The sequence below is a fragment of the Streptomyces sp. NPDC126499 genome (assembly GCF_040302485.1).
Taxonomy (GTDB): Bacteria; Actinomycetota; Actinomycetes; order Streptomycetales; family Streptomycetaceae; genus Streptomyces.
On sequence record NZ_JBEOUO010000034.1, the window covers coordinates 35,804 to 62,452 of the forward strand.

Annotated in this window: 23 protein-coding genes, 1 tRNA gene and 3 pseudogenes; 12 read left to right on the forward strand and 15 right to left on the reverse strand. The window is 72.3% G+C overall.

What is annotated here, in order from left to right:
- Positions 1 to 735, reverse strand: coding sequence for a hypothetical protein (locus ABTZ91_RS32345; protein ID WP_352080794.1), 735 nt, complete (start codon positions 733 to 735; stop codon positions 1 to 3).
- Between the two features lie 834 nt (positions 736 to 1,569).
- Here ABTZ91_RS32345 and ABTZ91_RS32350 point away from each other — a divergent pair.
- Positions 1,570 to 2,730, forward strand: coding sequence for a hypothetical protein (locus ABTZ91_RS32350; RefSeq protein ID WP_352080795.1), 1,161 nt, complete (start codon positions 1,570 to 1,572; stop codon positions 2,728 to 2,730).
- Between the two features lie 350 nt (positions 2,731 to 3,080).
- Here the strand turns inward: ABTZ91_RS32350 and ABTZ91_RS32355 are convergent, their stop codons facing one another.
- From ABTZ91_RS32355 to ABTZ91_RS32365, 3 genes are all read right to left on the reverse strand, one after another.
- Entirely contained in the window at positions 3,081 to 4,616 is a 1,536-nt protein-coding gene (locus tag ABTZ91_RS32355) for a hypothetical protein (RefSeq protein WP_352080796.1), read from the reverse strand.
- 239 nt (positions 4,617 to 4,855) lie between these two features.
- Positions 4,856 to 4,932, reverse strand: a tRNA-Trp gene (locus ABTZ91_RS32360).
- An 87-nt stretch (positions 4,933 to 5,019) separates the two neighbouring features.
- Positions 5,020 to 6,051 carry an AraC family transcriptional regulator gene (locus tag ABTZ91_RS32365; RefSeq protein WP_352080817.1) on the reverse strand — a complete coding sequence of 344 codons (1,032 nt, stop codon included), beginning with the start codon at positions 6,049 to 6,051 and terminating at the stop codon, positions 5,020 to 5,022.
- A 148-nt stretch (positions 6,052 to 6,199) separates the two neighbouring features.
- Between ABTZ91_RS32365 and ABTZ91_RS32370 the strand changes: the two genes are divergently transcribed.
- Positions 6,200 to 6,880: an NAD(P)H oxidoreductase gene (locus ABTZ91_RS32370; RefSeq protein WP_352080797.1), complete on the forward strand. Its 681-nt coding sequence runs from the start codon at positions 6,200 to 6,202 to the stop codon at positions 6,878 to 6,880.
- 361 nt (positions 6,881 to 7,241) lie between these two features.
- A complete protein-coding gene (locus tag ABTZ91_RS32375; RefSeq protein ID WP_352080798.1) occupies positions 7,242 to 7,679 on the forward strand; it encodes a GNAT family N-acetyltransferase in 438 nt (145 codons plus the stop codon).
- A 76-nt stretch (positions 7,680 to 7,755) separates the two neighbouring features.
- Here ABTZ91_RS32375 and ABTZ91_RS32380 read toward each other — a convergent pair whose 3' ends face one another.
- From ABTZ91_RS32380 to ABTZ91_RS32390, 3 genes are all read right to left on the reverse strand, one after another.
- Complete coding sequence (locus ABTZ91_RS32380) at positions 7,756 to 8,457, reverse strand: esterase/lipase family protein (protein ID WP_407078075.1); 702 nt, start codon at positions 8,455 to 8,457, stop codon at positions 7,756 to 7,758.
- Positions 8,458 to 8,636: 179 nt separating this feature from the next.
- Complete coding sequence (locus ABTZ91_RS32385; protein WP_352080800.1) at positions 8,637 to 9,320, reverse strand: triacylglycerol lipase; 684 nt, start codon at positions 9,318 to 9,320, stop codon at positions 8,637 to 8,639.
- Between the two features lie 287 nt (positions 9,321 to 9,607).
- On the reverse strand, positions 9,608 to 10,204 hold the full coding sequence (locus ABTZ91_RS32390) for a DUF2165 domain-containing protein (RefSeq protein ID WP_352080801.1): 597 nt from the start codon (positions 10,202 to 10,204) through the stop codon (positions 9,608 to 9,610).
- A gap of 221 nt (positions 10,205 to 10,425) precedes the next feature.
- Here ABTZ91_RS32390 and ABTZ91_RS32395 point away from each other — a divergent pair, with 221 nt between their 5' ends.
- Complete coding sequence (locus ABTZ91_RS32395) at positions 10,426 to 11,622, forward strand: glutamate--cysteine ligase (RefSeq protein WP_407078074.1); 1,197 nt, start codon at positions 10,426 to 10,428, stop codon at positions 11,620 to 11,622.
- 60 nt (positions 11,623 to 11,682) lie between these two features.
- Here the strand turns inward: ABTZ91_RS32395 and ABTZ91_RS32400 are convergent, their stop codons facing one another.
- On the reverse strand, positions 11,683 to 12,993 hold the full coding sequence (locus ABTZ91_RS32400; protein WP_352080802.1) for a GAF domain-containing SpoIIE family protein phosphatase: 1,311 nt from the start codon (positions 12,991 to 12,993) through the stop codon (positions 11,683 to 11,685).
- Between the two features lie 218 nt (positions 12,994 to 13,211).
- A complete protein-coding gene (locus ABTZ91_RS32405; RefSeq protein ID WP_352080803.1) occupies positions 13,212 to 14,546 on the reverse strand; it encodes an APC family permease in 1,335 nt (444 codons plus the stop codon).
- 193 nt (positions 14,547 to 14,739) lie between these two features.
- Here ABTZ91_RS32405 and ABTZ91_RS32410 point away from each other — a divergent pair, with 193 nt between their 5' ends.
- The 4 genes from ABTZ91_RS32410 (at position 14,740) to ABTZ91_RS32425 (ending at position 19,119) form a co-directional block, all read left to right on the forward strand.
- Positions 14,740 to 15,648: a hypothetical protein gene (locus ABTZ91_RS32410; protein ID WP_352080804.1), complete on the forward strand. Its 909-nt coding sequence runs from the start codon at positions 14,740 to 14,742 to the stop codon at positions 15,646 to 15,648.
- Positions 15,649 to 15,990: 342 nt separating this feature from the next.
- The gene (locus ABTZ91_RS32415; RefSeq protein WP_352080805.1) at positions 15,991 to 16,083 is read left to right on the forward strand and encodes a putative leader peptide; all 93 of its coding nucleotides are present in this window, start codon (positions 15,991 to 15,993) and stop codon (positions 16,081 to 16,083) included.
- 129 nt (positions 16,084 to 16,212) lie between these two features.
- Entirely contained in the window at positions 16,213 to 17,613 is a 1,401-nt protein-coding gene (locus ABTZ91_RS32420) for a sulfatase-like hydrolase/transferase (RefSeq protein WP_352080806.1), read from the forward strand.
- Between the two features lie 354 nt (positions 17,614 to 17,967).
- The gene (locus ABTZ91_RS32425) at positions 17,968 to 19,119 is read left to right on the forward strand and encodes a hypothetical protein (protein WP_352080807.1); all 1,152 of its coding nucleotides are present in this window, start codon (positions 17,968 to 17,970) and stop codon (positions 19,117 to 19,119) included.
- Positions 19,120 to 19,694: 575 nt separating this feature from the next.
- On the opposite strand, the gene ABTZ91_RS32430 is transcribed toward ABTZ91_RS32425, so the two are convergent.
- The 3 genes from ABTZ91_RS32430 to ABTZ91_RS32440 all read right to left on the reverse strand — a co-directional run bounded on the left by ABTZ91_RS32430 (position 19,695) and on the right by ABTZ91_RS32440 (position 21,708).
- On the reverse strand, positions 19,695 to 20,798 hold the full coding sequence (locus ABTZ91_RS32430; RefSeq protein ID WP_352080808.1) for an aromatic acid exporter family protein: 1,104 nt from the start codon (positions 20,796 to 20,798) through the stop codon (positions 19,695 to 19,697).
- A 100-nt stretch (positions 20,799 to 20,898) separates the two neighbouring features.
- Entirely contained in the window at positions 20,899 to 21,255 is a 357-nt protein-coding gene (locus ABTZ91_RS32435) for an N-acetyltransferase (RefSeq protein ID WP_352080809.1), read from the reverse strand.
- A 267-nt stretch (positions 21,256 to 21,522) separates the two neighbouring features.
- A complete protein-coding gene (locus ABTZ91_RS32440) occupies positions 21,523 to 21,708 on the reverse strand; it encodes a hypothetical protein (protein ID WP_352080810.1) in 186 nt (61 codons plus the stop codon).
- Between the two features lie 231 nt (positions 21,709 to 21,939).
- Between ABTZ91_RS32440 and ABTZ91_RS34200 the strand changes: the two are divergent.
- From ABTZ91_RS34200 to ABTZ91_RS32460, 3 genes and pseudogenes are all read left to right on the forward strand, one after another.
- Positions 21,940 to 22,002: pseudogene (locus ABTZ91_RS34200) on the forward strand (hypothetical protein); the annotation flags it as partial.
- A gap of 121 nt (positions 22,003 to 22,123) precedes the next feature.
- Positions 22,124 to 22,246: pseudogene (locus tag ABTZ91_RS34205) on the forward strand (DAK2 domain-containing protein); the annotation flags it as partial.
- Positions 22,247 to 22,392: 146 nt separating this feature from the next.
- Positions 22,393 to 23,040, forward strand: a complete 648-nt coding sequence (locus tag ABTZ91_RS32460) for a pyridoxal 5'-phosphate synthase (RefSeq protein ID WP_352080811.1) — start codon at positions 22,393 to 22,395, stop codon at positions 23,038 to 23,040.
- Here the strand turns inward: ABTZ91_RS32460 and ABTZ91_RS32465 are convergent.
- Positions 22,986 to 23,477 (reverse strand): annotated as a pseudogene (locus tag ABTZ91_RS32465) (hypothetical protein); the annotation flags it as partial. The gene ABTZ91_RS32460 and the pseudogene ABTZ91_RS32465 sit on opposite strands and share 55 nt — an antisense overlap.
- A gap of 46 nt (positions 23,478 to 23,523) precedes the next feature.
- Between ABTZ91_RS32465 and ABTZ91_RS32470 the strand changes: the two are divergent.
- Positions 23,524 to 24,111 (forward strand): hypothetical protein, encoded by a 588-nt coding sequence (locus ABTZ91_RS32470; RefSeq protein WP_352080812.1) that lies wholly within the window; start codon positions 23,524 to 23,526, stop codon positions 24,109 to 24,111.
- A 92-nt stretch (positions 24,112 to 24,203) separates the two neighbouring features.
- Here ABTZ91_RS32470 and ABTZ91_RS32475 read toward each other — a convergent pair whose 3' ends face one another.
- Both ABTZ91_RS32475 and ABTZ91_RS32480 read right to left on the reverse strand, forming a co-directional pair.
- Entirely contained in the window at positions 24,204 to 25,820 is a 1,617-nt protein-coding gene (locus tag ABTZ91_RS32475; RefSeq protein ID WP_352080813.1) for a phospholipase D family protein, read from the reverse strand.
- Positions 25,821 to 25,958: 138 nt separating this feature from the next.
- Positions 25,959 to 26,303: a hypothetical protein gene (locus ABTZ91_RS32480; protein ID WP_352080814.1), complete on the reverse strand. Its 345-nt coding sequence runs from the start codon at positions 26,301 to 26,303 to the stop codon at positions 25,959 to 25,961.
- Between the last annotated feature and the right edge of the window lie 346 nt (positions 26,304 to 26,649).

Below are 26,649 nucleotides of genomic sequence, written 5' to 3' on the forward strand. Positions count from 1 at the left end.
TCACACCCCCTCTCCCGGGCGCGGCGAGCCGCCGTACGGCTGCCCACCGCCCGACGGCGGGTAGGACGGCGGATTCGGCACCACATGCGGGGGCTGCGACTGGCCATAGGTGTCGGTCGGGTCCTCGTAGCCGGCGGGCACGCCGGAGCGGGCGGTGGGAGCGACGCCGCCCGCGGTGCGTTCCCCGGCGGTGGATCCGCTGTCTTCCCCGCTGCCGCTGCCGGCGGAGGAGGCCGCGCCCACTCCCTTTCCGGCCCGGCCCACCAGGAACCCGGCCACGGCGGCGCCCGCCAGGAAGGCCCCTGGGCGGCGGCGGGCGAAGTCCTGCAGGTCACCCACCAGCCCGTCGGGGCCGCGCTGCTCGATGCGTGCGGCGGCCTGCTCGCCTCCGTCGGCCAGCTGGCGGGCGACGCCCGCCATGGTGGAGTCCGGCTTGCCGCCCTCGCTCATCTCCCGCAGCTCCCGCGCGAGCCGGCGCACGTTCTCCGCCAGCCGCTCGGTCTGTGACTGCGCCTGCCCCTGAAGCTGCCCCCGCAGGTCATCGACAAGGTTCCGCGACTGGGCGGTGGCCTCGCCGACGACATTGGCAGCCTGTTCCTTGGCCGTCCCGCGCACCTCGGCGGCCTTCTCGCCGACCAGTGCGGCGCCTTCGCCCGCCTTGTCCTGGGCCGTCTGCGCTACCGCCGCCGTACTGCTGCTGTCCTGCCGGCGGCTCGATTCCTGGAAGTCACTCAAGGCTCCTCCTGGTCGATCGAAGCATCGTTTTTTCCCTCCCGCCCGCACTTGCCCATGTTTCGTCCATTCACCCCCGACATCCAGTCGAAGATCTCGGTCTCGCCGAGCGCCCTGGCCCGCGACCGCATCGGGCGGCGAGTCATCGGGCCCGGAGGTGACCGCGGACAGGGGACGCTCGGCGGCCGGGTTCGATCCGCCCCCTCGTCCAGGGTTCCGCCGAGGTGGTGGCCCCAGTCGGTCACCGGCCGTGAGCCGGCTACCAGGCCACGCGCCCGGGATCGACCCCTCGCGGTCACCGAGCGGATCGCCCGCCAGTCGGACGATCACAGCAGTACCTCTCCTCCGGCGGGACCGACTCGCGCGCGCGGCGCCAGTGCGGCCTGGCCGGCGCGGGGTGGTCGCCCCGGCCCAGGTGTCGGCGAGGTCGGCAGACGTGGTGGCGGAGCGGCCGGACCGAGGGGCCTGCATGACGGCCGGCGGGGCGGATGTTGCCCGGGGCGGTGGCGGCGCCCCGTCACATGAGTGCCACGGGGAGAATGGGTGACTTTCCGTAATAAGCAGGGGACAGTGCGTCGTCGAGGTGTCACGGTTCGGGCGGAGCGAGCGGCCGCAGCGGCCATCCGCGCCCACAGGTCATCGGGAACAAGATCAGCGCGTACCCCGGACACCCTGCCGACCGAGATCGTCGAGGACGAGACCCGCAGCTCAATTCGTTCTGAAACGACCAGTAAGGGGTGAAGCCTGCGGGCTCCCTCTACTGCTGCCCGGCGGGGGCAGTTCCGGGCCTGCTTAAATGATCATCCTCTTGATCAACAATCGGAACGAAGGACCACGATGGGGCGTCTTGTCCATGCCGGAGTCGCGGCGGGGATGGCTGCACTTGTTCTCACCGCTTGTAGTGGTGGTGCGTCAGACGGAGGAAGTGAAGCGGCAGCCGGGGGCGGTGGAGGCACCAAGGTCACAGACGTCAAGACGGCGTCGCTGGCTCAGCCGGACAGCCTGACGGTGGCCTACTGTCACGAGATACCCGACGGCAGCAAGGAGAATCCGCTGTACGGGCTCACCTTGCGTTCTTACTCGGCGAAGAACGGCGCCGTGGTCGCGGAGCGAAACATCACTCTGCCGAGGGACGTCGAGCCGATGACGGTGTGCGAATCGGGCAGCTTCCGCAACTTGGGCACCTTCGCTTTCAACAAGGACATCAGCCTGATAGCCGGCACCACGGAGGCCGGCGACACGGAGCGGGCCGCCGCCTACGACCTCAGCACGGGGCAGGAGGTCTCTCCGCCGGACGCCGACGCGTTCGCGGACCGGGAGACGAACAAGTCGGTCGCCTTCCATCCCGCAACGGGGCACCTCTGGTACGACGAGGGTGCCTACTCGAGTGCCGCCGACGGCCTGGGCTCGCGTGATCCGCGAGCCGGTTACTCGACCGAGAAGCACCTCACGCCCCTCCAGGCCGCCGGCGTCGTCACTCAGGACGCCGCTACCGTCGCCACGGCCTTGGCGGCGGACGGCTCGCCACAGGCGGTCACGCCCTCTGGCGACGTCGCTGCCGAGGTGACGGACCCGCAGGGCGGCGCTCTGACCCTGAAGCTGAGTCGGGTGTCCCCGGACGGCGAGTCCAGCGGCGGTCACAAGCTGGTCGACCTCGCCACCGAGGGCCTGGGCCAGCGGAAGACCTGCGCTCCGGCGTTCTGGCGCGACGACACCACGCTCGTGTGCGGTATGCAGCAGATCACGCTCGCGTCCGACTACTCCAAGGTCCTGAAGAACGAGGACCTGGTTCCGGCCAACGACCGCTCCAACATGACGCCGGTCCCCTCGCCGGACGGCAAGAGCTTCGCTTTTCTCTCCAGCGGCGAGGGCGGGAAGCTGACGCTCTACCGCGGTGACTTCTCCTCGCTCGGTGCTCAGCCGGTGAAGGTCGCCGACCTGGAGCCCCCCTTGGACGGTTCCGACGACCACCTCGAAACACTGGTCCGCTGGAACTGACCGTTCCCGCTCGAGCGGCACCGACGGCATCGGCCGGCCCTCGCGAAAACGCCGTCCTCCGGCCCGTGACGAAGCTCCGGTGGGGCGGCGGCCGCCGCGACGGGCCGGCCGTACCTCGTGGGGCTGCTGGCGTACCGGCACCTTGGCGACGATCGGGTGGAGGCTGCTGCGTACCCGGCGCGGGTCCGGGCTCCCTGCCGTCCACGGCCGGCCGGGGGGCGTCGACCGGTGGCGGGGTACGGGGACCGTGGCTTCCTTCCTCGGCGAGGAGCCGGCCGCCTGTCCGGAGAAGACGTAGGGGCCGCGGCCAGTTCTCGCCGCGGCCCCTGCGCCGTGTGTGAGTTCTCGGGTTACGACCTGTAGTAGCCGAAGACGTCGGCCAGGAGGTCCACCGACCCCGCGTGGTTGTAGAAGCTGACCTTGCCGTTCACCACGGGCACGACCACGGCGTTCGGGATCGTCTGCCCGGCGGTGAAGTTCAGGTTCGACGCGGTGTCCCGGATCGTCCCGTCGGGGAAGACCTGGACGAAGCTCGACGCGGTCGGGGCGGTCGCCGTCACGTTCAGGACCACCGCGTCGACGCCGGCCGGGACCGGCAGCGTCACGATCTCCCGCGCGCCGACCTTGCCCTGGCGGACGCCGAGGCCCGTCCGGGTGTCCATGAGCCGCCGCGGGGCCACCGGCTCGAACGCGGCGTCGGTCCCGTCCACGGTGAAGTATCCGGCGACGTCGGCGACGAGGTCGACGGAGCCGGCGTGGTTGTAGAAGGTCACCTTGCCGTGCTGGACGGGCACGACCACCAGGTTCGGGATGGTCTGTCCGGCGGTGAAGTTCAGGTTCGAGGCGCTGCTGCGGGGAGTGTCGTACGGGTAGACCGAGACGAAGCCGGACGCCGTCGCGTTGGTCGCCGTCACGTTCAGGACGACGGCCCGAATGCCCGGCTCCGGTACCGGCATCGTCACCGTCTGCCCCGCGCCGACCTTGCCCTGGGGCACGCCGACCCCGGTACGGGTGTCCATCAGACGGATCGGCCGCACCGGCCGGTACGTCAGGCCCGAGCCGTCGCCGACGGTGTAGTAGCCGGCGACGTCGGCGAGCAGATCCACGGAGCCGGAGTGGTTGTAGAAGCCGACCTTGCCGTTCACGACCGGCACGACCACCACGTTCGGAATGGTCCGGCCCGCCGTGAAGTTGAGGTTCGACGCGCTCGGGCGCGGCGCCCCGTCCGGGTACACGGACACGAAGCTCGCCGCCGTGGCGTTGGTCGCCGTGACGTTGAGGACGACGGAGGTCATCCCCTCGGCCGGCAGCCCGGCCGCCCCTGCCACCCGGAGCGTCACGGTTCCTCCGGGGCCGACCTTCGCCCGCGGTACCCCGAGACCGGACCGGGTGTCCATCAGCCGGGTCGGCGCGACCGGCTGGTACAGGCCCAGACCGGCCGTACCGGGCTGGGTGACCGTGAAGCTGCCGGTCTGGCTCACCGCGCCGGTGTACGGCCCGTCGGCGACGCCGAGCGACCAGACACCGGCCGGGGCGCCGGTGAGGTCGAACTCGGCCGTCAGTGACCGGCGGTCGGCGGCGACGGAGAGGGTGGTGGCCTCGATGCGGTCGCCGGAGAAGTTCTCGATCCGCAGCGTGAGCTCGGACTTGAGGCCCGACCCGGTGAGGGTCACGACGGCCTTCGTCCCGCTGGCCGCGGCCGACGGCGCCAGGGACGTGTAGGCGACCGGTTCGTCGGTGCAGGGGGCCTGGGGGCAGTCCTCCGCCGTGACCGCGGCCGGGGCCGCCGAAGCCTCCGGTGCGGGCAGCACCAGGGTCATCAGCGTCGACACGGCGAGAAGAAGCGTGGTGAGGTACGCGGCCGGTCTCCCGGATCTGGCGTACACGGACACGCGAGCGTGCATTGCTTTCCCTTTGGGGCGGTGGCATGAGGATCAGCGGCGATCATCGCACAGGCGACCGACCTCGCCCCCGGCGGATCCCACCTACCGGAATCCCAGCCTCCGGTCAGCTCGAACGACACCGCCACGCGCGCCGGGGCCGCCCCCGCACGCGGGGGGCGGCGGACGCGGAGCGGAGCAAGGCGGCGCCTGCCGAGGGGGCGGGGCGCCGCAGTGCGTCTCCGTGGCAGGGGTGACAGGAGTCGAACCTGCGACATCCGGTTTTGGAGACCGGCGCTCTGGCCATCTGAGCTACACCCCTTCGCGGTCGCCAGCATGCCACCCGCTCAGGCGGACCGCGACAGGGTTTTCCGGTGGCCGCGTGCCGGGGCCGAACCGGCGGCGCGTGTCAGCGCGCTGCTTGCCGTCCCTCCATGGCGGGGGCCCGTGATTTCCGCGTGTCGCGTCGCCGGTCCACCTGGACGAGGGAACCGGTCCCCGCCACGGCCACCGCGGCACGGTAGGCGCTGGGGCTTCGGCCCTTGTGGCGTTTGAATGCCGCGCTGAAGCCGAAGGCGTCGGCATAGCCGACGGACCTGGCGATCTGCGCGATGCCGAGGTCGGTGTCGGACAGCAGCGCCTCGGCCTCGTCCATGCGGCATTCGGTGACGTAGGCGAGGGGCGGACGGCCCATCAGGTGGGTGAAGCGCTTGGCGAAGAGGGCCCGGGAGACGCCGGCCCGAGCGGCCAGGGAGGCCACCGTCCAGGGTTCGGCGGGCCGGTCGTGGAAGGACTCCAGCGCGGGTGCGAGGACCGGGTCGGCGAGACCCCGGTACCAGCTGGGCGCGTCGGCGCCGGCCTTCTCGAACCAGCTGCGCAACGTACACACCAGCGCCCAGTCCAGGAGCCGGTCCATCAGCGCCTGGGAACCGGCCGACAGCCGGGCGGCATCGGCGGCGGCCGTCTCCAGCCAGGCACACACCTCGGCCTCCTCCTCGACCACCAGGACGGGCGGCAGGGCTCGCAGAAGCCGCTCATGACGGCGGCCCGCCGCGCGGTAGGCGCCCACGATCAGCGCGGTCGCCTGCTCGGAGTCGGCACCCCACCGGATACCGCCGAGTTCCTGGCCGCCGCACTCCGGGCTCTCGGTGAAACAGGCGATCTCGTACGCGGCGTGGGAGCTGTCCAGGGTGGCGGGGCGGTCCACGAGGTGGAACGGTCCGGGGCCGCGTACGAGGGCGGTATGACCCGCGCCGATCGCCCGGTCCGTTCCGTCGGGCAGCAGCAGTACGCCACCGCCCCGCAGCACGCTGATCATGGTGAGCGGCGCGGAGTCGGCGAAACGGACGGCCCAGGGCACCGTGAGCACGGCGTGGCTGACGACCGACCCCTCGGCCCGGATACCGCTCAGCAGCGAACTCAAAGGATCCACAGGAGAAATCGTAGACGATCTCCTATGTTCTGGAGCGGTTCTCCCATGGATCATCTACGCCGCCTCGGCTGAACTGGACCCGTACACCAGACCGCCCGTCAGCGGCCGGCACCGCCCGACAGGGGCCGAGAGCGGCCGAGACCCACCAGGAGACACCGTGACGCAGCCCGACAGCCGTGCCAGGACAGCCCTCGTCGTCGTCGCACACCACCGCACCGACTCCCTCACCGCGCACACCGCCCGCCGTGCCGCGGCCCAACTCGAGGCCGCCGGCTACCGCGTCGACCTGCTCGACCTGCACGCCGAGGGGTTCGACCCGCGCATGAACGTGGCGGACCAGCCGGACTGGGGCAACCGGGACAAGACGTACTCGCGGGAAGTGCACGCCCACATGCAGCGCATCCTCGACGCCGATGCCGTCGTCGCGGTCTTCCCGGTGTACTGGCAGAGCGTGCCGGCCATCCTCAAGGGCTGGATCGACCGCGTATGGAACTACGGCTTCGCCTACGGCCGCAGCAAGCCCCGCCTCGCCGGCAAGCGCATCCTGTGGCTGGCCCTGGCCGGTGCCACGGCCGACGATCCGGTCGTGGCAGGCATGCAGAGCGTCCTCGAAACCAGCCTGAACGAGGGCATCGCCTTCTACTGCGGCTTCTCGAGCTCCACCGTCGGCCTCCTCACCGACGCGGAGGAACGCCCCCAGCGCATCGACGCCGAAGGCAATCTCCTGGTCGGCGACGCGAGCACGGGCGCGGAGCGAGAGGCACAGTACGCGGCCTTCGACCGTCGTACCCGGGAGTTCGTGGAGGCCTTCGCCGCCGAGGAGCTCGTGGCGGTCTGACCGTCCGGGCGGGTACGCCACGGAGCGGGCACTGCTCCTGCGGGTCGCGGAGGGGTGCGCGTGTCCCCGCCCCCCCGCCGCTCAGAGCGCCGAAAAGAGAACGCGGTGCGTGAGGCGTGTCGCCGCCCGAATGAGCAGCACGCCTGGTCCGGCTTCTTCCCGGACCAGGCGTACCCGACGGCGCCGTCGCCTCGGCAGGGGATGCCATCACCCAACGGTCATGCGACTTTCGGCCGACGCGGGCTGAATCGATGCCTAAGAATCGTCCCGTAGGTGCGTTCGTGGTCGGGGGCTTCAGCGGCCTCACCACCGTTCAGGCGGTTCCGCACCGGAGCCCACGCCTCCGTGCGACAGTGGCGGCATGATCACCATCGAAAAGCCCGGACCGGCCGACCGAGAGGCGTGGGAGACGCTGTTCCGCGCCTACATCGACTTCTACCAGCGGACCGAGCCGCCCGCGATGTACGAGCGGGCATGGGAGGAGTTCCTGGCAGGGTCGCGGATGCACGCGCGCGTGGCGCGGCTCGACGGCCGGATCGTGGGCATCACGCACTTCTTCGTACACGCGAACACCTCCGGGCCTGACGTCTGTTACCTCCAGGACCTGTTCACCGCCCCCGATACGCGGGGCCGGGGCGTGGCGCGGGCACTGATCGACGCCGTGGTGGACTGGGCGCGCGAGCAGGGCTGCGTACGCGTGTACTGGAACACCCACGAGACCAACGCCACGGCGCGACGGCTGTACGACAGAGTCGCCGAGAACCGGGGCTTCCTGCGCTACCAGATCGAGCTGAACTGACCGGGCCCCGCGGGTCGAGGGTCGGCGCCCCGCCGGGTGGGGCGGGCACCCGGCGGGACTCCGAGTCGCTCCTCCGTTAGCCGATGTGCTTCTTGACCTGCTCGTAGACCCTCTGGTCATTGTGCAGTTCGCTGTGGCCGAGGCAAGCGGTGGTGGTGTTGACGGCACCGGCGAGCGCCACGCTCTCCCTCGGGCTGATGATCATGTCGCACGGTGAGCGCCAGGTGGCGTAGCGGGCGGAACCGGGGGTCTCGTCGCCGGAGTTGAGCGAGTTCAGGAACTCGGAACCCGGCCGCATCTCGACGCACGGCTCGCCCCCGCACCAGTGTGCGGTGTCGGTCCCGTGGTTGGGGCCGGCCAGGGACACCCACGCGTCGACCTTGGCAGTGCCGCCAAGGTTCTTGAGGTAGTAGCGGGACGACAGGCCTCCCATGGAGTGGGTGATGACGTCGACCTTGGCAGCGCCGGTGCGGTCCAGGACCCGCGCGATCTCTTCGGAGAGCCGGGCGGCGGTGGTGGCGTTGGACTGAGTCGCGTCGTACGTCCATCGGTCGAGATGGCCGGCCGGCCACCCGTCGGCCTGGAAGCGGTCGGCCATGGTCCGCCAGGTGGACCCGTCGGAGTTCCAGCCGTGAACGAAAACGACGGGATCCGGACCCGGCGCCCGGTGCCGGCCATCGGCCGCCGAGGCGGCGGCGGGAACAAGTGAGGGCAGGAGAACGAGGAGGAGCGGCAAGCTCCGCGACAGAGTTCTGATCACACGCGGGTTGTAGCCCACGGACGCGACAACCGGCAGCACCCAAGGCGTATCCTCACCCGACCGGCGGCGGTGTTTCACCGCAGAAACGCTCAGCCATCGAAAGACGACGAACGTCGCCCCACCCACAGGACCAGGAAGCGCCGAGCGACAACCGACCCGCGCATCGCCGCCGTCGGCCACCAAACTCGGTGGGCGGGTCAGGCGTTGGAGAAGTCGCGGACCTGGGTGTACGTGGTGGTGTCCGAGCCGATCGCCACGTGGCCCAGGCAGGCGGTGCGGGTGTTCGTGGCGCCGCTCAGGGCGACGCTGGTGTCCGGGTTGATGACGGTGTCACACGGGGACCACCAGGTGCCGTAGCGCGGGGCGCCCGGGGTCTCGTCGCCTGAGTTCAGCGCGGTGAGGAAGGCCGAACCGATACGCATCTCGTGGCAGGAGACGTCGTCGCATCCGTTGGCCCAGTCCGTGCCGTGGTTCGGGCCGGCCAGCGAGACCCAGGTGTCGATCTTGCCGCTGCCGCCCAGGTTCTTGGCGTAGTAGCGGCTGGACAATCCGCCCATGGAGTGGGTGATGATGTCGACCTTGGACGCCCCCGTGGCCGCGAGCAGGCGGTCCACCTCGGCGGCCAGTTGCTGGGCGGTGGTGGCGTTGGACTGACGCCAGTCGTAGGACCACTGGTCCAGATGGGAAGACGGCCAGCCGTCGGCCCGGAAGTTGCCGGCCATGGTGTTCCAGTACGAGCCTGACGAGTTGTATCCGTGCACGAACAGGATGGGGTGGCTGGACCGGTCGTAGGTCGGTGTATCGGCGGCATGGACCGGAGCGGCGGCGGACGCGAACGCGATGAGAGCGCTCACGGCGGCGGAGAGCACGTACTTCTTCAACGCACACCTCGGGGAAGGGGGTCGGCTCTGTGGGGGGAGGCCACCAGGAGGCTACTCCTCGGTAGGGCGGCTTGGTCAAGAGCCGTGCAGTGACCGATACAGGTGCTGACCTGCAGTTTCGCTCCTCGCCGTAGCGTTTCGAGGGGGCGGTGAGGGCGAACGCGGATCGGACTGGCTTGAGGCCGTCCGGCAGGAAGCCTGTCCAGGGTCGCACTCACGCCGTCGGTATCACCGGGGGTGGTGGCGGAGAGTTTCCGAGGGCACGTGTCGTGGTCGAGCCGCTGGGGTCAGATCTGTTCGGGACCTGTTCGGCGAAGACCGGGCAGGTGCACCACGAGGAGCGTGAAGGCGGCCAGCGCGATGTTGCGGGCCGCGGCGTCCAGACCGTTCCAGTCGGACGACTGCCACATGGCGAACCACTCGCCGCCGATCGCGAAGAAGCCCACCCCGAAGAGCAGCAGCACCATCACCAGGCCCACCGTGCTTGCGGCGCGGGCGCGGTCGTACGTGTCGCGGCGCAGACCTGTGATCCAGAACCAGGTGGCGGCCAGGAGGACCGTCGCGGCCAGGGTCTCCCAGACGATGATGGCGACGTAGGCGGCGTTCTGCAGGGCGGGGGATTCGACCGCCCGCCACATCAGGTCGGGGTCCTTGAAGGTGGTGTCCATGCTCAGGACGTGCTGGACGAACTGCTGGTTGGTGCCGAAGTCCGTGATGTTCCCGAAGGCGACCAGGGTCATGTAGAGCGCGACGGTCGCCGTCATCGCGGCCGCCGCGACGGACGCCGTGCCCAGCCGGAGGAGTCGGTTCCGCTGGGTGGCCGGGGTCGTCGCCGGGGAACGGGTGCCGGAGTCGGTGCCGGTCGGCCGGTGGGCCTGTGCCATGGATGTGTCCTCCCTCGTCTGCCCGCGGACGCCTGGACCGCGGCTCGTACCGTCCCTTCCCCACTCGCACGGCCTCCAGCCGTCCTGCGACGCGCGGGTCGTTCCGGGTGAGGTGGGGGCACCGGTCGCGTCCGGGACCCATGCCCCTCGCTTCCCGGAGCCGGCTCGGTGCGGTCGGTGCCTTCTGGCTGGTGATCACTGTGCGTGACACCATGCTTGCTATGACGCGTACAGGGCACTCAGCAGCCGACTCGCGACAGGGCGCATCGGGTCAGGGCCGAGACCGCCTCGCCACACGGGCGGCGATCCCCCTCACGATAGGAGTCGAGGAGGAGTACCTCCTCGTCGACCCGATTACGCGCGCTGTGGCCCCCGAGGCGGAGAAGGTGCTGGCCGAGGCAGCCGGTGAACTCGGTGATCAGGTCACCCCCGAGATCACCCGCTATCAGATCGAGGCCCGCTCCGAACCGCACTCCCGTCTCGCCGAGTTACGCGAGCAGGTCCGGGCCACCCGCGCCGCGGTCGCCCGGGCCGCCGCGCGGCAAGGACTGCGGATCGTCTCCAGTGGCACGCCCGTGTTCGGGCAGGTCGCCCCCACGCCCTTGAGTACGGGCACGCGTTACGCCCGCAGCGCCGAGCGGTTCGGTGCCCTGGACGACGAACAGAGCGCCTGTGCCTGCCATGTCCACATCGGCGTTCCGGGACTGCCCGAGGCGTTGGAGGTCAGCAACCATCTGCGCCCCTGGATCCCGGCCCTCATCGCCCTGACGGCCAACTCGCCCTACTGGGCGGGGCGTGACACCGGGCACGCCAGCTGGCGTACGACCACATGGGGAAGGTGGCCGGTCGCCGGTCCTCCGCCGTACTTCGAATCCGCCGACCATTTCGAAGACCTCGTCGGCGGCTTCCTCGCCACCGGGGTCCTCCTGGACCGAGGCGGCCTCTACTGGGACATCAGGCCCTCGCACCACCTGCCCACGCTCGAGTTCCGGATGGCCGACGCGAACACCACCGCTGACGAGACCGTGCTGCTCGCCGGTCTCGTCAGGGCGATGGTGGCCACGGCCCTGCGTGCCGTCGAGAGCCGGGAGCCGCCGCCACGGCCCGCGGCGGAGCTGTTGCGTGCCGCCTGTTGGCGCGCGGCCCGCCACGGCCTCGCCGGAGAGGGCATCGACGTGTTCACGGGCCGCCTCATTCCCGGCACCGCGGTGATCGGCCGGCTGCTGGCCTGGCTGGAGCCCTCGTTGGTCGAGCACGGCGACGCGGAGCTCGTGCACACCCTCTGGGCCCGTCTGGAGACCATCGGTACCGGAGCGGAGCGTCAACGCGCCGCCTACCGGCACCGTGCCGAACTCACCGACGTGGTCGATCATCTGATCACTGCCACGGCCCCCCTCCACGGCGGGCACCACCCCTGACGCGCCGGGCGGGCATGATCCCGTCGGTGGTGGGGGGCGTGCCGGTGTGAGGGCGCGCGTTCAGCCGGCTCCCTGTGGGGCGGGCGGGGTGCGTGCGGCGAGGAGGGCCACGTCGTCGGTGTGGTCGTTGGGCATGCCGGTGAGCAGTTCGTCGCAGAAGGTGTCGAGGTCTTCCCGCGCGAGGGCGGCCGCGTGCTGGCGCAGTCGGGTCATGCCGTGGGTGAGGTCTTCGCCGCGGCGTTCGGTGAGCCCGTCGGTGTACATGAGGACGGTGGAGTTCGGGGGCAGGGTCTCGGTGGCGTGGTGGCGCGGGAGATCCGGGTCGACGCCGAGCAGGAGGCCGCGGCCGCCCTGCAGGTAGTGGGTGTCCCCTTCGTGGGTGACCAGCAGGGGCGGCGGGTGACCGGCGCTGGAGTACGTGATCGTCCAGGTTCCCGCGTCGTCCTGGTCGAGCAGGGCGTAGAGACACGTGGCGGTGGCCTGTGGATAGAGCGCGTGGTGCGCGAGGTCGAGGCGGCGCAGGATGTGCCCCGGGGGTTCCTGCCGGTCGCATCCGATGCCGCGCAGCATGTTGCGGAGCTGGCTCATGGTGATGGCGGCCCGAAGGTCGTGGCCGGTCACATCGCCCATGATCATGGTGGTGCTGCCGTTGGGCAGGGGGAAGCTGTCGTACCAGTCGCCGCCGACCTCGGCGGTGGTGGCGGCGGGTGCGTAGCGGGCGGCCAGCCGGAGCGGTCCGGTGCGGGGCAGGGTGGGCAGGAGCGAGCGCTGGAGGCGTTCGGCGATGTGCTGGGTCTCGCGGTGCAGCCGGGCGTTGTCCACGCCGAGGGCGATGCGGTGGGTCAGGTCCTCCACCATGGCGAGGTCGTCGGCGGTGAGCGGGGCACGGTCGGCGGAGCGGCCGATGGTCAGTGCCCCGAGGACCTGCCGGCGGGCGCGTACGGGGGCGACGACGGCGGTGTCGGTGCCCAGCTGCTGGAACATCTCGAGCTGCCGGGCGTGCAGGGCGTCCGCGGCCTTGTCGGGACTGGAGATGTCGGCCGAGGTCAGAAGCAGGGGGCCGGCACCGACGAGTACGCGGGACAGCGGGCCGACGGGATGTTCCGGGACGTCCGGCAGCAGCCCGGTGAGGCCGCCGACCGGAAGCCGGCCGGGGTCACGGTGGACGACGCTGACCCGGCGGGGACGCCCGTTGTCGTCGAGCAGGTCGACCGCGCACCAGTCGGCCAGCTGGGGGACCAGGATGCGGCACACCCGGCGTACGGCGGCATGGGAGTCGAGTGTGCTGGTCATGGCGGTCGTGGTCTCCGCCAGGAGCGTGAGCCGGTCAAGGGCTCGCTGCACCACCTGGTCCACGTCGAAATCTTCCATGCCGCGCCTTTCCCACAGGTCCAGGCCCACCGGGTCGGCGGGCTATGGCTACGCCTTCCCCTCGGGGCCCCGCGCATCTCATTCCGTCCGGACGGCTTCGGCGCTTGCCGTCGGGATGGCGGACGGGCCGAGGTGCCGCGGTGGCCTGCCGCTGCCGGCCGCCTTGGCCGGTGCCCGGCCTTGGGGTCTGGGGGCGAACGGCGCGGTGGCGAGACGCCTCAGGGTCCGAGGGTGGTCTTCGTCCGCCTCATGGCGGCGACCGCCGCCAGCACCACGCCGACCGCGATCACCATGAGGCCACGCACCCACACCAGCGCCTCGATCTGCGTGGCGAGGACGACGCAGGAGATCAGGCCCAGGACGGGAAGTACGGTCGGAGCCCGGAAATGGTCGGTCTCGCCCGGGTCACGGCGCAGGACGAGAACGGCGGTGTTGACGATGAAGAAGACCACGAGGAGCAGCAGGACGAGCGTGGAGGCCAGTTCGTCGACGGTGCCGGTCAGCGCGAGGAGCATCGCCAGCCCCGTGGTGGCCGCGATCGCGACCCAGGGCGTACGGCGGCGGGGCAGCACCTTGGTCAGTCCGGTCGGCAGCAGCCCCTCTCGTGCCATTCCGTAGGCGAGGCGGGACGACATGATGCCGGTGAGCAGGGCGCCGTTGGCGACGGCGACGAGTGCGACGGCGCTGAAGAGCCAGGTCGGAACGCCGCCCGCTGCCTTGACGACTTCGAGCAGCGGGCCGCTCGATCCGGCGAGCGTGTCCGTCGGCACGGCGACGGAGGCGGCGATTCCCACGAGGACGTACACGGCGCCCGCCGTCGCGAGCGCGCCGAACAGCGCTCGCGGGTAGGAGCGGCGTGGGTTGCGGGTCTCCTCGGCGACGTTCACCGAGGTCTCGAAGCCGACGAAGGAGTAGTAGGCCAGTACGGAACCGCTCAGCACGGCCGCGGCGGCGCCCTTCTCCGGGGTGCCGAGCTGGGTGAGTCGGCTCGTGTCGCCTTCGCCCCGTGCCAGGAGCCAGACGCCCAGGGCGACGATGACGGCGAGGCCGCCGACCTCGATGACGGTGGCGACGACGTTCGCCCGGGTCGATTCCTTGATGCCCCTCGCGTTGACCAGGGCGAGGGCGATCAGGAAGACCACGGCGACCAGTCCGACGGGAAGGGTGACGAACGCGGAGAGGTAGGCGCCGCCGAAGCCCCGGGCGAGTGCCGCGACCGAGACGATTCCCGCGGCGAGCATGCAGAATCCGGCGACGAAGCCGACGGCGGGCCCGAACGCCCGTGTGGCGTAGTGGGAGGCTCCGCCGGCCCTCGGGTACTTCGTCGCCAGTTCGGCGTAGGAGGCGGCGGTCAGCAGAGCCAGCAGGAGGGCGACGAGGAGAGGCACCCACACGGCGCCGCCGGCGTCGGCGGCGACCTGGCCGACCAGGACGTAGACGCCGGCGCCGAGGACGTCTCCCAGGATGAAGAAGAAGAGCAGGGGGGTGGTGAGGGCTCGCTTGAGGGAAGGCTCGGTGGCGGCCGTCGGGGGTGCGGTCTTACCTGTCGACATGTCGACTCGTATCCCCTGGTTGACCGGAAGCATACCTTCCTGTCCTTTCCGAGCCGCCGGCCGCCGACCTCCCCACGGCTCTCCGCTCCGTGCTGTGCGGGCGGCGGGCGGGCCCCACGGCCGCCGGCGCAACGGTTCCCTCTGCCGCGGGGGCGGGCACCGGTCGGGCGAGGCGGCCTGACACGATGGCGCCATGGTCATCGGCTCGTCCCCCTCCCTTCCCGGTCCCGTCGGTGTCGCCGCCCACGCACGTGCCCTGTACGAGCGGCCCGAGGTGCACCTGGACGCGCCTGCCGTGCTCGTCGCCCCGTACCCGCCCGGGGCCGGACGGGCGGGGCGGCGAGAAGCGCTGAGGCCGGTGTACGAAGCGGTGGTCGCCGAGCTCGGCGAGCCCACTCTGTACGGTGGTTCGGCCGCCGGCCCCAGCGTGCGCTGGCACACCGGGCGGCATCTGGTGCTGCTGGCGGGCAGTCCGGCGGGCGCCACGCTCTCCGCGCACTCGGCCTCCGACCTGCACCTGTCCGAGTACGGTCTCGTGGAGTCGGGTGCGGTCGGCTGGCGGCCGGAGCAGCCGCACGGCTTCGACGCCCTTCCCTACCTCTGGCTGCTGCACCGGGGGCCGGAGCGGGACTGGCCGGCCTTCCGCTGGGACGGTCACCACACCGCCGCGTCCTGGGAGCACCTGGAGGCCTCGCTCACGCTGCTCCTCGACTCGTGGATGGAACAGCTGCCGGTGCAGCTGCCCGGCGACTGGGCGTCCTTCGTCGTGGGGTGCGCGCGGGACTGGCCGCGGCACCTGCGGGTGGGATACAGCCAGGACCGCGGGCAGTTGTCCCTGATGGTGGACCACCGCACCACGCCGGAGGAACCGGGCCTTGAGCAGACCATGCGGGAGCGCGGCTGGCAGGTCCGCGACGGCGGCTGGTGGCGGGCCGTGTTCGCGGACGAGGACCCCGCGGCGGCGCGGTCGGCGGCCCGGCTGCTGGTCGCCGACGTCCGCGGCCGTGGCTCGGTCTGCCCGGACGAACTGGTGGCCTGGGAGCTGACGGTCAACGACCGCGGCCGTTTGTGGCTGCCGGGCATCGGCATGCCCGTGAACTGAGCCCGGCCGGCGCGCAGCGGGTCGGCCCGTGGAGGGTCGTCCCCTCGCCCGGCCCCGGCCGTGTCTCGCCGGCCACGGCTCCGGCTCCGCTTCGATGGCCGTCCTCCCCTTCTGGGCGCGGGCGTTGACGACGGTGGGGACCAGGCTGCCGAAGGGGCGGAGGCCGGGCTGAGAGGTCTTCGAGCCGGACCCGGCGGCAGTGTCTCAGGGGCGTCGGTCAGGCGGCCTGAGGCCCGCGTGGGGTGCCAGGTCCTGCGGTGGCGTGTCGATCATACGAACGACGCGTAAACCGCCCTCTGCGCCGTTGACGCCCCTCACCCGCCGCGGCGAGACTCCTGGCCCATGCAGCCCTCGCGTGACCGCTCGGTCACCCTCGTCCAGCGCCGGCACGTGGACCTCGTCCGTGTCGCGAGCGCGGCCTGTCGCTGCCGCTGACCTGCCGGCCTTCCCGCTCCCCCGGCCACACAGCGCACGCTCCTTTGCCCGTCCCGCACTCGGCGCCGTCCCCGCCTGCCGGGCCTCGGCGGCATGCCCGTACATCCGCACGCCCTTCTGGAGACTCGTATGTCCACGCCCCTGTCCCGCCGTGCCCTCGGTGGGGCCGCCGCCGGTGTCGCCGCCGCTGCCGCCCTCGGTGCCGCCGCGCCGTCCGCGCAGGCGATCCCGGCCGATCCGCGGGAGCGCCCCTTCCGCGCCGCGCACCCGCGCCGCCACTCCCGGCGGCCCAACATCCTCTTCGTCCTGGGTGACGACCTGGGCTGGGCGGATCTCTCCTCCTACGGCTCCCCGCACATCCGCACTCCGCACCTGGACCGCCTCGCCCGCGGCGGCGTCCGCTTCACCGACGCCTACTCCGGCTCCGCGACCTGCTCGCCCACCCGCTTCAGCCTCTACACCGGCCGCTACCCGGGCCGTACGAAGGGAGGTCTCGCCGAGCCGATCGCCGACAAGTCCGTCGGGCTCGAGCCGACGCATCCCACGCTCGCCTCGCTGCTGCGTGACTCCGGCTACGCCACCGCCCTCATCGGCAAGTGGCACTGCGGATACCTTCCCGACTACTCCCCGACCCGTTCCGGCTGGGACGAGTTCTTCGGCAACTTCGGCGGAGCCCTGGAGTACTACTCCAAGCTCGGCCTCGGCGGCGAGTACGACCTCTACGAGGGCGACGCCGTGTACAAGGACCTGCGCTACTACACCCGGATCCTCACCGAGCGGGCGAGCGAGTACGTCAGCCGGGACCATGACAGGCCCTGGCTGCTCAACCTCAACTTCACCACTCCGCACTGGCCCTGGATCGCCGACGGCGACGAGGACACGAGCGCCGAGATAGTCCGCCGGATCAAGACCGGCGACCGCTCCGCCCTCTGGCACCAGGACGGCGGCTCCATCGAGAAGTACAGGGAGATGGTCGAAGACCTCGACCGCTCGATCGGGCGGGTCCTCGACGCGCTGAGGCGCTCCGGCCAGGAGCAGGACACCCTCGTCTTCTTCGGCAGCGACAACGGCGGGGAGCGTTTCTCCTACAACTGGCCGCTCGCCGGAAACAAGGGCTCCCTCCAGGAGGGCGGGATTCGCGTTCCGTCGATCCTGCGCTGGCCGGCGCGGATCGACGGCGGCCAGGTCAGCGACCTGCCGGTGTTCACGCCCGACTGGACGGCCACCCTCCTCGACCTGGCCGGTGCCCGTCCCCACCCCGCGTACCCCCTCGACGGCGTCAGCCTCGCCGGGCACCTGCTGCGAGGCGCCGAAGTGCCCGAGCGAGACCTCTTCTGGCGGGTGCGGGGCGAGCGGGCACTGCGCCGCGGCGACTGGAAGTACTACCGCGGCAAGTCCGGCCGGGACCAGCTCTTCCACCTGTCCGAGGACACCCGCGAGCAGGCGGACCGAGCACCCTTCGAACAGGCACGGCTCGCCGAACTGCGGGCCGCGTGGGAGCGGATCGACGCGGGGCTGCTGCGGTACTGAACAGCGTCGGTGCGCGGGGTGGGTCCGGGGGCCCGGAACCGTCGGTCCGACGGAGCGCGAGCGCGGGAGGGCGGATGGCCGAGGGCTGCGCTCCCCTCGCCGTCCCGCGCCGTCGGGCGACCGACCTCGGCCGGGCTCTCCGGGCTCTCCGGGGTCTCCGGGGCCTCCGGGGCCTCCGGGGCCTCCGGGCTCTCCGGGGTCTCCGGGGTCTCCGGGGTCTCCGGGGTCTCCGGCGGGCGTTCCCTCCGCGGCGGCGGGCCGCCCTCCGTGAAGGCGGCGCCATGGCCCCGTGGACCGAGCCCCTGTCGCCGCGGACCATACTGGTCGAGCCCCGATCACGCACTGGACGGTTCCATGGCCAAGAGCAGCACTTCATCGACCACTGTCCCCGACACCGTATGGCTCGGACGCGGGCGTCACCTCGGGCCCGAGCCCGAGTTGGACGTCCGGCGCAACCTGCTCGCCCTGAAGGCGGCCGGGGTGATCGACGACTTCCTGGAGCTCGACCCGATCGAGGCGGCCCGCTCGACCGACATGTTTCCCCGGGACGCGTCCGCCGACGCCGGTCCCGGTGCCCGCCGTGTCTTCGAGGCCCGGCGGCGCGTCGGGGACGGTGTCACGGTGCGCGCTCAGCTCACCACGTACGGGCCGGAATCCCGGCGTAGCGAGAGCGAGGGCGTCACCTGGGTGCTGGCCGCGGAGGCGGAGCGGGCGTGGGAGACGGACTGGCCGTCGCCCGCCACCGTGTTCTGGCCCGACAGCGACCAGGTCGCCTGGGATCACGAGACGGTTCCGGGCGTGCGGCTGCGGGCGGTCAACCACCTGCCGAAGGACGACGGCGCGTTGCGGCGGCGGCTGCGGGCGTGCGCCCGGCAGAGCTGGTTCATCCATGTCGTGGTGCACGAGGCGATGACGCCGGACGCGCGGGGGCGGCGGCCGATCACCGCGTTTCTGCCACCGAGCCTGCGGCACCGGGTGGTCGAGCACCGGGCCACGCCGGAACAGGCGCTGATCGCCGACTTCGCGATGAAACGCGAGCTGGGCGTCGGGCTGCCGCGCGGCGGGGCCGTCGTGCTGCCCTGGGCACCGCACGCCCCGGGCTACGACGCCGAGCGTTTCACCGTACGCGCTGTCTTCCTCGACGGCACGGAACCCACCGAACTCCTGCGCGCGATCAGCGAGTTCGCCTCGGCGCCGCGTCCCCTGCCGGCCGACGCCGAACCGGCCCTGGCGCGGCTGCGCCAGGGATGGCACCTCCTCACCCAGGAGGAGGAGCTCATCCACGCACGGACCATGGTCACCCGCTACGCCCAAGCGCTCGAGGCCATGACCGCGTCCTGCGACCTGTACCGCGAAGCGGCCGAGTCGGCACTCGCCGCGCTCGCCGAAGCCACCGGCGGCAACGACATCTCCACGCCGATCGCCCCGGGCGCTCCGCGGCAGGACACCTCACCTCTGAAGACCCTCACCAAGACACTCGGCCTGTTCCGCAACCCGCATCGGTGAGGGGTCCGGACCGCACGCCCGCCAGGTGCCCTTGCCGGACGGTACGACCATGGCCTTGCGCCAGGTCGTGAAGCGAGCGGGGCGCGACGCGCGGGGTGGGGCGGGGGTAGCGTGACCGGCCCGCACGCACCACAGGTGCGGGCCGGTCACCACCCCATGAGGCCCTGCGGTGGGGGAAGCCGCAGGGCCGGTTGAGCGGCCCCATTCGCTCGACACCCGTGTGCCCCCGAACACCGCCTCCATGCGTGGCACTTCGGACGGTTCCCGGATGTCCGTGTACGCGCCGAGGTTCAGCCCCTCCCGGCCTGGAACCCATCTCCGTTTCCCCCGAAGAGGGGAGGTGTGGAGTGGGAATGCGGGGGCAGACGCACGTCAGCGCCGCCGTCCGCGGACAACCCCCCGAGTCGCGGGCGGCGGCGCTGGCTGGTGGTCGGTGTGCCGCCTGCGGTCCCCCCTTCCGCAGGCGGCACGGCCATGCGTCGAGCTCTTCCACTCCTGGCGGGATCGGTCGGTGGCGGACGCTGACGTGACCTTGGGCGGAATCGAGCGCGCGGACCGGCCCGCGCCGCGCCGTGTCACTCGGACCGGCAGGGCTCAGGGGAGCCATCTCGAGTGCGGTCCGCCGTGTGTTCGATCTCTTCGAGGATGCGGACGGCCTCGTTGAGGGCCGTGCCGTAGACCGGCCATTCGCCGGGAGTGTCGGGACGGTCCTCGCGCACCGCCGCGGTCGCGTCGTGGTAGCGCCGCATGGCGTCCTCGATGTGCCCGCGCAGTGCGTCGGGGTCCTCCGGGCCCTGGGGCGGACGGAGGCACTGCAGGGCGTCGGCGGTGGCGTGCAGCAGCTTCGCGTACGAGGTGAGAACCCGCGCCGTTTCGGGAGTGCGCGGGGCGTGGGTCAGGGCGCGGGCGATGGAGCGGATGTGGGTGCCGAGGCGCTCGGTCATGCTGATCGTCTCATGGCAGCGGTGCAGTGATTCCTCGGCGCTGCTCCAGGGGCGGCGGGGGTTGAGTCGGGTGTTCTCCTGTTCGCGGTCCACGGCCGCGCGGACCCGGGCCGCCCGGGTGGCCAGCTCCTGGCTGCGGCGGGCCCAGTACTCCGGGGAGCTCTCTTCACCGGTTTCCTGTTCCGCCGTGCGGGCCAGTGCGCGCAGGAGGTTCTCGGCGCGGGCCGTGAGGTCCGCGGTCATCTCCTGTGCCGTGTCCGTGTGGGGTGAGGGGGCGACCGCGAGATGGGCGGCCAGTCCGCAGCACACCCCGATGGCCGCGGCCGCCACGAGATGTCCGATGTAGTCGATGTCGCCACCGCCGCCGGCGAACGCGAACAGGGCGACCACGGGCACCTGGGCGCCCTGGCGGCCGAGGAGTTGGAACCGTGCGCCTATCAGGGCGATGAAGGCGAGGACCCCGACGCTCCAGACGTGGACGCCGGCGGTGCTGCCGAACGCCGCCGCTCCGGCCGTCCCCAGCGCCATGGCCCCCAGATACTGCGCCGAGTCCCACAGGGACCGGTAGACCGTGGACTGCAGGGCCAGCAAGGCGGTGAACGTGGCGAAGGCCGTGACCGTCGACGGCAGCAGCCAGGCCGCCACCCACCACGCGGCCGCGGCCGCGGCGGCGCCCTTGCACTGCAGCAGCAGCCCGTCGCGCTCCTCACCGGGCCCTCGTACCGCCCGGCACACGAACCGCCACCGTGCGTGGGCCTGCCGTCGGCACCACGCACCGGCCGAGCGGCCCCGGCCCGAGCACGCGCCGCCTCGTCCCGCGGCCTGCCGGCTTCGCTCAGGCACCGGCAGGGGCGTCGACAGGGGGCAGCAGGTGGGGGCAGCTCTGCCCGGCGCGTGCCATCGGGACGCGCATCCGCCGCAGCAGGTCGCGGGTGAAGCGGCGGTCGAGCGTGGCGCGCCAGGTGACGCCGGGATACCGGGAGCGCAGATACGACAGCGCTCGGGTGCCGAGCCCGCTGCCGAGGAACGGTTCGTCGAGAGCCAGGTCGGTGATCACTCCCTCTGCGCACCGGTCGCAGGCGCGGTACGTCACCCGTCCGACGACCTTGCGGATGTGCACCAGGAGCAGGCAGTCCTCGCCGTTCGCCTCCGGGGCGGGGCAGGGCAGCAGCTCGATCTCGCGATAGGCCACGAGCCGACGGTGCCACCTGCCCCGGCGCCGCCCGGAGCACCGGTGCCGCCCTCCGGTCCGCCGGTGCGAGGCGCCGGCCCGTCGCTCGGGCAGCCCGCCACGCGCGGTGGTCATGCCAGTCGTATGGGTCTCCATGCACACCCGCGTGCCCCGGTTCCCCCGAGCCAATGCCTGCCTCGCGGGCCGGGATGTGGGGCCGAGACCGGGGCGTCTCGTGCCCGGCGGCCGCGTCCTGATCGACAGCGAAGTCGTCGAGTCGGCGGCGCCTCACAGGCCCGCGCGGGCCAGGAGGTAGCCGGCGTGGAGGCGGTTGCGGGCGCCGAGGGTGCGCATCAGGTCGGAGACGTGGCGCTGGCAGCTGCGCAGGGAGAGGCCCATCCGGCGGGCCATCACGTGGGAATCCGGATAGGAGTTGCCGAGCGCGGCGTGGTGGAGGGCCTGGCCCTGTCCCACCGTGGTGTCGCCCTCCTCGACGGCTCCACCACGGTGGTGCGCGAGGACCGCCGACCGGACCGGGTCGCGGTGGTCTCCGGCGGGGGCGCGGGTCGAGCCCGCGCACGCCGGTTACGTCGGCCCGGGCATGCTCACGGCCGCGGTGTGCGGGGACATCTTCACCTCGCCGTCCGTCGACGCCGTTCTGGACGCCCTGCGGGCGACGCGCACCGATGCCGGGACCCTGCCCCCGTGTGGGCGCGGGCGCTCGCCGAGGGCGCGGCGGAGGTCGGGCGGCTCGGCGGGGCGTCCGTCGGCGACCGCACGATGCTGGACGCGCTGCTGCCGGCGGCACAGACCCTCCGTACCGCCCTGGGCCGCGCTGCGGCTCGCGGCGGAGGCGGCCGAGAAGGGCGCGGCCGCGACCGCCTCGCTCACGCCACGCCTGGGGCGCTCCTCCTGCCTCGGCGAGCGAGCGCGCGGGCACCCCGATCCCGGGGCGACGGCGGTCGCCCGGTGGCCGGCCGCCCTCGCCGCGTACGGCGACCGGGAGGAGTGAGGCGGAGGCCGGGAGGGTGACGCGGGGTCCGGAATTCGTCTCCCTGCGACCGAAAAGAATGCCACGCGACGGGCGAGGTCTTGAAACGTGACGTGTTCTTGGAGCGGGGGCCGGGGACCGGTAGGTTCGGGAAAGTGCACGAGACAATGCGCGACAGACTCAGGTCGATTCCGGTATTCGCGAACGTCGGCACGACGGTGTTCACCGAGAAGGACCTTCCGGAGAATCCCGTGCCGCGGATCGCGGAATGGATTTTCTCGGCCGAGGCGGCCGGGCAGCCCGAGCCGCACGCCATGAGCATCTGCACGGTCTCGGCCGACGGGGCGCCCTCCAGCCGGGTGCTGCTCGTCAAGGACGTCGACGAGGACGCCGTTTTCTTCGCGACGCCGGCGGACAGCCGCAAGGGCCTGGAGATCGCCGCCGAGCCGCGGGTGGCCGCGCACTTCTACTGGCCCGCCGTCGGCCGCCAGGTCCGGCTGGCCGGCGTCGCCGTCGACCAGGGCCGGGCCGCCTCCGAGAGCGACTTCGCCGAGCGCGGCCGGGGATCGCGGCTCTCGGCGCATCTGCACCGCCCGGGGCCGCTACCCTCGCGGCAGGCCGCGCTGGACGAGTTCGAGCGGCTCGGCGCGGTCCACCCGGACGAGGTGCCGTGCCCGCCCAGCTGGACCCTGTACGCCCTCTCCCCCACCGAGGTCGAGTTCTGGGAGGCCAGCACCGACCGGGTCCACCACCGCGTGGTCTACCGCAGGGACGCCGCCGGTGCGCCCTGGCGCCACGAGCTGCTGTGGCCCTGAGCGGAGCGCATGCGTCCGGAGGGTACGGGCGGCCAGGCAAGGTCCTGCTCGTCGTCGCCGACCTCAAGGGTGCGGACGTCGTACGGGTTGTCCGGTGTCAGCTCGTTGCCCTCGCGGATCAGCCGGTCCTGCAGGGCGAGCGGCAGGCCGGCGGCGTCGGCCAGGCGGATGTACGTCTCGGGATGCGGCCCCAGGTCGCGGCCTGTGCCCGGTCGGCGAAGCCGATCAGATCCGGGCGCGCGTTGGCCGCGGCCGTGGCCGTGACGCCGCCCCGGCTGTGGGAGACGAGGATCACGGGGCCGTTCCGCTCGGCCCGCTCCAGGACCCCCTGTCAGGTGCGCGGCGTTGTCGGCGAGCGTGACGCCCTTGATCGAGCCGGGCGCGGTGGCGAGCCCTTCGGGGTCCCGCGGTGTCTGGTAGGCGTGGGTGGTGGTGGCGGAGGGCGCCTGCCGTGAGCTGCGTGGCTGCGGATAGCGTGCGGTCATGGCGATGACGGGAAAGCGACGGGTCCTGTACCGGCAGGGCAGCGGGTTCTGGCGGATGACGGCGAAGTGGGTGCTGGTCTTCGGGGCCCTGTACCTGCTGGACGGCGGCCTGGTGCGGTCGTGGGGCGACGCTCTGGTCTGGCCGTTGATCGGGATCGTGCTGTGGGGGCCGTTCGGGGTCGGCGTGGTCTGGTACCCGAGGAAGGACCGGCGCATGAAGCTGACGACGCGTGAACTGCGGGTGGGGCGCGAACGGCTGCCGATGGAAGAGGTGAACCTGCTGCACGTGGCGCGGCTGTGGCTGGAGGGGCGGTCGACCGCGGACGGCCAGCCGGTGCCCGAGTGGCCACGGCGTGACCGGGCGGTGTGGGTTCCGCTGCGGGACGGCCGGGCGTACGGCGTGGAGTTCCGCGACCCGGCCGCCTTCGCCGAGGTCTTCGGCGCCTTCGCGGTCGAGGCGTGCGGCGGTCCCGACGTCGTTCGCGCGAGGGCCGCGACGGAGACCTACCCGGACCCGCGCCCGATGGTGCACCGCCGTACCGCCGACGGGGGCTCCTCGTCGGGCCTCCTGGACCTCCTCGACTGACGGCGTCCGCGGACGCGCGGCTGAAGCGGACGGCCCGGCGTCCTCCTCCCCGCCGTGCGTCACCAGGCGGTGGGTGCCCTGACGGACCGGTGTCAGTACGCGTTGTGCCGCCGGAGTCGCAGGGGGCGGCCGTCCGGGTCCACGAGGAGGCGGTAGAGCGGCATGGCGACGGTACGGGTGAGGCGGGACATGTCCGGCGGTCGGTAGGCGCGGAGCCGGCCGGGCGGGCGGGGGCCGCGGCGGCCGTTCTCGTACCAGGCGTCCAGCGCGGCGGCCCGCGCGGAGAAGGCGTCGAAGGCCTTCACCGGGTCGCACAGGTCGTCCGGCGTGTGCGGGGTGCCCGCTTCGGGTGCGTCGAGGTGTTCGCGGAAGAGTTCCAGGCGCAGGTCGCGTGCGAAGCGGCGGGCCCCGTCGCCCAGTCCGGCGGGGTCGGCCGGCTCGCGGCCGTCGAGGGTGTCGTCCAGGATCACGCAGCTGAGTTCCGAATCGTGGGTCCAGGAACGGAGGTTGATGTTGTCGGAGCCGACCGCCGCCCACACGTCGTCGATCACGCACACCTTGGCGTGCACGTACACGGGTTTCCCCTCGGGGTTCTCCAGCCCGTACACGGCGACCCTGGATCCGCCCGCCCGGCGCAGCTCCTCGAGGGCCGCGACGCGTCCGACGAGGTTCATCGGCAGCGTGAGCCGCCCGTCCTGCTCGGGCAGGGTGGGGATGACGGCCATCAGACGCAGGTCGGGGTTCTCCCGCAGCGCGCGGGCGAAGAACCCGACGACGTTGGGCGACCACAGGTACTGGTCCTCCAGGTAGATCAGTGACCGCGCCCGCCGCAGCGCCTTCAGATAGCCGCGGGCGATGCTGCGCTCGCCGTCCGGAGCGAAGGGGTATCCGCGCAGCAGCCGGTTCGGGTAGGTGCGCAGCACCTGCACGGTGTGGCTGCCGCACGGCTCGGGGTCGGGCAGCTGCGGCGGCAGGGGGTCGGCGCGGGTGTCCTCGTGGCGGGCGAGTTCGCGGAGTCTGACGGCGGGGCTGCGGCTGAGGGGCGAGGGGTCCTCCCAGCGTTCGCGGAAGCCGGCTTCGAGGTCACCGACCGCCGGGCCGCGGACGGCGAGCTGGACGTCGTGCCAGGGCGGCCGGCGGCCGTACGCGGACGCGAAGGGCACCGCCTGGGGGTCGCCGGCGTGGGCGGCGTCGTCGTTGCGGCTGTGGCAGAGGTCGATGCCGCCGATGTACGCGACGTCGAGGCCGGGACGGTCCGGGTGGCGCAGCACCACGAGTTTCTGGTGGTGCGAGCCGCCGGGCCGCACCCGCATGTCGAGCAGGCACTCGGCGCCGGCCTGCTCCAGCTCCTCACCCAGATGGCGGTTCTCGGTCTCGCTGAACTGCAGTTTGTCCAGGTGGGAGCGCCACACGAGCCCTTTCACGATCACTCCGCGCTCCGCCGCCTCGCACAGCACCCGGCCGACCTCGGAGCCTTCGCCGTCGAGGCGCTCGTCCGGGTCGCCACGCCAGTCGGTGAACAGCAGCAGGTCGCCGGCGCGCTGTGCCCGTACGGCTCCGAGCAGCTCGGCGAAGTAGGCCGCACCGTGCACGAGCGGCCGCACGTCGTTGCCTCGGGTCCAGGCCGCGCCGTCCGGGTGGCGCCGGTCGAGCCGGGTCGAGTCGTTTCCGCGCTCGGTGACGGTGAGCATCCAGTCGCTGTACTGCACGGTGGGCCACCTCCGTCCAGCGGGTACCCGCTGGACGGGGCCCGACGCCCCCGCGGCGGCTCTCGCTCTGCGCCGCGAACCGGGCGCGGACAGTAGCCGGGGGTCGGGCCCGTGTCCGGGGCGTACCGCGTTCTGCGGTCACATGGTGCGGGCGATCCACCGCCGGAGCGCCACGTGGGTGGTGTCGTCCAGCCGGCACAGGGCCTCGATGGCGTCGAGGTCGCCCGGCAGGGGTGCGATGCCCGCGGCGGTGAGGGTGGCGTGCAGTTCCAGCCGGCGGCGGTCGGCCGGGTCGAGAGGGTCGGCCAGGCGGCTCGCCGGGTCGGGGGCGGGGAGCAGGTGGTCGTGCTCGCCGAACTCCGTCACGCCGCGGGGTGCCGCGGGCCGCGCGGGCAGGTCGTCGACGAACGCGGCGGGAAAGCGGTAGGGGTCGAGATCCTGCAGCGCCGCGGTGCCCGAGGTGAAAGCCTGAAAGCCGGTCACGAGTGCCTCCTTGGTCGTCGTACCACTGGCCAGGACGACTCACGGGAGCGTGGGGAAGGTTGCGGAGCGCGCGATGCTCCACCCGAATGTCCCCTACGGCATCTCGTCACAAGACAGATGAACCCACCGGGCCGGTGTGGTGTCGTCTGCGCGGCGAGCACCAGGCCGCCGGTGGCGGCCCGCGCCTGCCCCGGCGCGCCCTCGGGCCCCCCGTGTGCGGAGGGCCCGAGGGCGTGGCCGAGCGTCAGGAGGCCAGTGCCTCCTGCTGTACGTCGCCGCGGGTGGTGACGACGCGGGCGTTGCCTTCGGCGAGGGCGTAGCCGAGTCCGGCGATGGCGACCTCGCC